Here is a 2,228-nt window from a genome sequence, read left to right as displayed (position 1 = left end):
GAACGAATCGCACTACCTGCAAATTGGGACACGTTGTAAAGTTTTGTAAAGAAATCAGGTTGAAACCATTGATTTTAGGTTCAGTCGAGCCAGAAATTTTGAAAGCGCGCGCTCGATAATTCTGTGTAGCGAATAGTGTGTTGAATATTCTTGTGTCCCAGATAAGCCTGAATAGCTCTAGTGTCATGACCATGAGAAGCTAGATAAAACCCGCAGGCATGACGTAACATATGCGGATGTACCGATAAAGCTAAACCAGCAAAAGTGCCAGCACGACTAATAATATTAAAAGCTGTGGCAGCAGCCATCGGAGTACCACGCTCAGAAACAAACAAATAAGGGGAGTGAGGATATTCTCGTTGTAGTTGTCGTAGCCACCTCAACTCTCTGGCACGTAAACAGTTCTTTTTGGTAATGTTTCTCTACATAAACTCCAACTCTTGTGGCTGATTGGTGATATATATCTTTTGAAGTGTTAAATCGCACAAAAACATACTGATGGTGACATCGATAGAACGTACCGCTTACCCTCGATTTAAGCGTCAATTAACCGCCAAAGAACTCACCGAGATTTACACACCCAAAAAGAGCGAAATTGCTTTTGCTTACGCTACCACTAAGGGTGAAAGTAATATTCTTAACTTAGTATGTTTATTAAAAGCATTCCAACGATTAGGTTACTTTCCTTCTCTAATAGACATTCCTTTAAAAATTGTTAATCATATTCGCAGTAATTTAAAATTAACAGATGATACTGTTTTGGGTTATGAAAATCGCAAAACTATGTATCGCCACCGGACTGCTATCCGTGAATATCTTCAGGTAAATCAATTTAATCAAACTGGGCTAAATATAGCTATTAAAGCAGTGAATGAATCGGCGGCAGTTATGGATAATCCTGCTGATTTAATGAATGTAGCCATTGCTGAATTAATTAAAAATAGATATGAATTACCAGGATTCAACACATTAAATAGATTAGTCCGTCGAGTAAGAAATGTAGTAAATCAAAGATTATTTTCCCTGGTACTGGGTCGCATCTCGTCAGATTACCAAGAACGCTTGCTGGACTTGTTAGAGCGTCATCCACTTGAGTACCAAACCTCATTTAATAGCCTGAAACAACTACCTAAAAGCCCTACCCGTAACAATATTAATGACTTTATTGTACATTTAATCTGGCCGTCGGACATTTTTCCGCTTAGTAAAAGCATTAGAGTTCAAATCAACTACTAACGAACAAAGTGTTATCGAAGCATTACAATTTGTCCTAGATAATTCTCATCGCCGAGGAGAATTTCTCAAAGCAAGTATTGAACTAGATTTTATTTCAGAACAGTGGCGAAAATTAGTTGTAGTCAAGCAAGGAGAGAAAACCAAATTCGTTCGGCGACACTTCGAGGCTTGTATTTTTTATTACTTGGCAGCCGAATTAAGGTCAGGAGATATCTGCGTTGTTGGTAGTGAAGATTACGCCGACTACCGCGAACAATTACTGCCTTGGTCAGAATGTTTGTCGTTAGTTGACCAATACTGTGAGAATTTAGGCTTTCCCAATACTGCTTCTGAGTTTACCTTGACACTAAAATCTTGGTTGACGGACATGGCGGCATCTGTCGATGCAGGTTATCCCAATAACCACCAATTTATTATTAATGATGAAGGCGAACCCATACTCAAAAAATATCAGCGTAACGAGTTGAGTGTTGCGGCCATTGCCTTAGTAGAGAAAATTGAGGAATGTTTTCCAGAAAGAAATTTAATCGATATACTCAGAAATGTTGACTACTGGACGAATTTTACCCGTCACTTTGGGCCGCTGTCTGGTAGTGATCCTAAAATTGAACGTGCGACGGAACGTTATCTTTTAACGACGTTTACTTATGGTTGCAATTTGGGGCCGACTCAAGCGGCGAGACATATGCGAGGCATTGTCACCGCGAAGGAACTGGCATTTGTCAACCGTCGCCATGTGACTGTGGATAAGCTCAATGCTGCATTGGTGGATATTATTAACCGTTACAATGCTTTAAATCTGCCGTCAGTTTGGGGCGATGGTAAAAGTGCGGCGGCGGATGGCACTAAGTATGAACTCTTGCGTTGAGAATTTACTGTCTGAGTATCATATTCGCTATGGGGGTTACGGAGGAATAGCTTACCACCATGTCTCTGATGAGAAAAGAAATTACTGCTGTGACAAATATTGTGGAAGCTTATCATAAATTCTC

Annotated in this window: 3 protein-coding genes; 2 read left to right on the top strand and 1 reads right to left on the bottom strand. The window is 39.9% G+C overall.

All coding sequences use genetic code 11. The features are described from left to right. Positions 1 to 80: 80 nt before the first annotated feature. Positions 81 to 383 (bottom strand): tyrosine-type recombinase/integrase, encoded by a 303-nt coding sequence (locus AC5JMF_RS01330; RefSeq protein WP_495793919.1) that lies wholly within the window; start codon positions 381 to 383, stop codon positions 81 to 83. A gap of 115 nt (positions 384 to 498) precedes the next feature. Here AC5JMF_RS01330 and AC5JMF_RS01325 point away from each other — a divergent pair, with 115 nt between their 5' ends. Together AC5JMF_RS01325 and AC5JMF_RS01320 are read left to right on the top strand one after the other, a co-directional pair. Continuing rightward, positions 499 to 1,236 carry a DUF4158 domain-containing protein gene (locus AC5JMF_RS01325; protein ID WP_495793918.1) on the top strand — a complete coding sequence of 246 codons (738 nt, stop codon included), beginning with the start codon at positions 499 to 501 and terminating at the stop codon, positions 1,234 to 1,236. A 184-nt stretch (positions 1,237 to 1,420) separates the two neighbouring features. Then, complete coding sequence (locus AC5JMF_RS01320) at positions 1,421 to 2,104, top strand: Tn3 family transposase (protein WP_495793917.1); 684 nt, start codon at positions 1,421 to 1,423, stop codon at positions 2,102 to 2,104. Positions 2,105 to 2,228 lie beyond the last annotated feature (124 nt).

The sequence above is a fragment of the Desmonostoc vinosum genome (assembly GCF_059505385.1).
This window is presented reverse-complemented; position numbering and strand designations above follow the sequence as displayed.

Bases quoted from the DNA above. Each gene is read 5' to 3' on its own strand.
- AC5JMF_RS01325 (WP_495793918.1), top strand. From the start codon at position 499: ATGGTGACATCGATAGAACGTACCGCTTACCCTCGATTTAAGCGTCAA.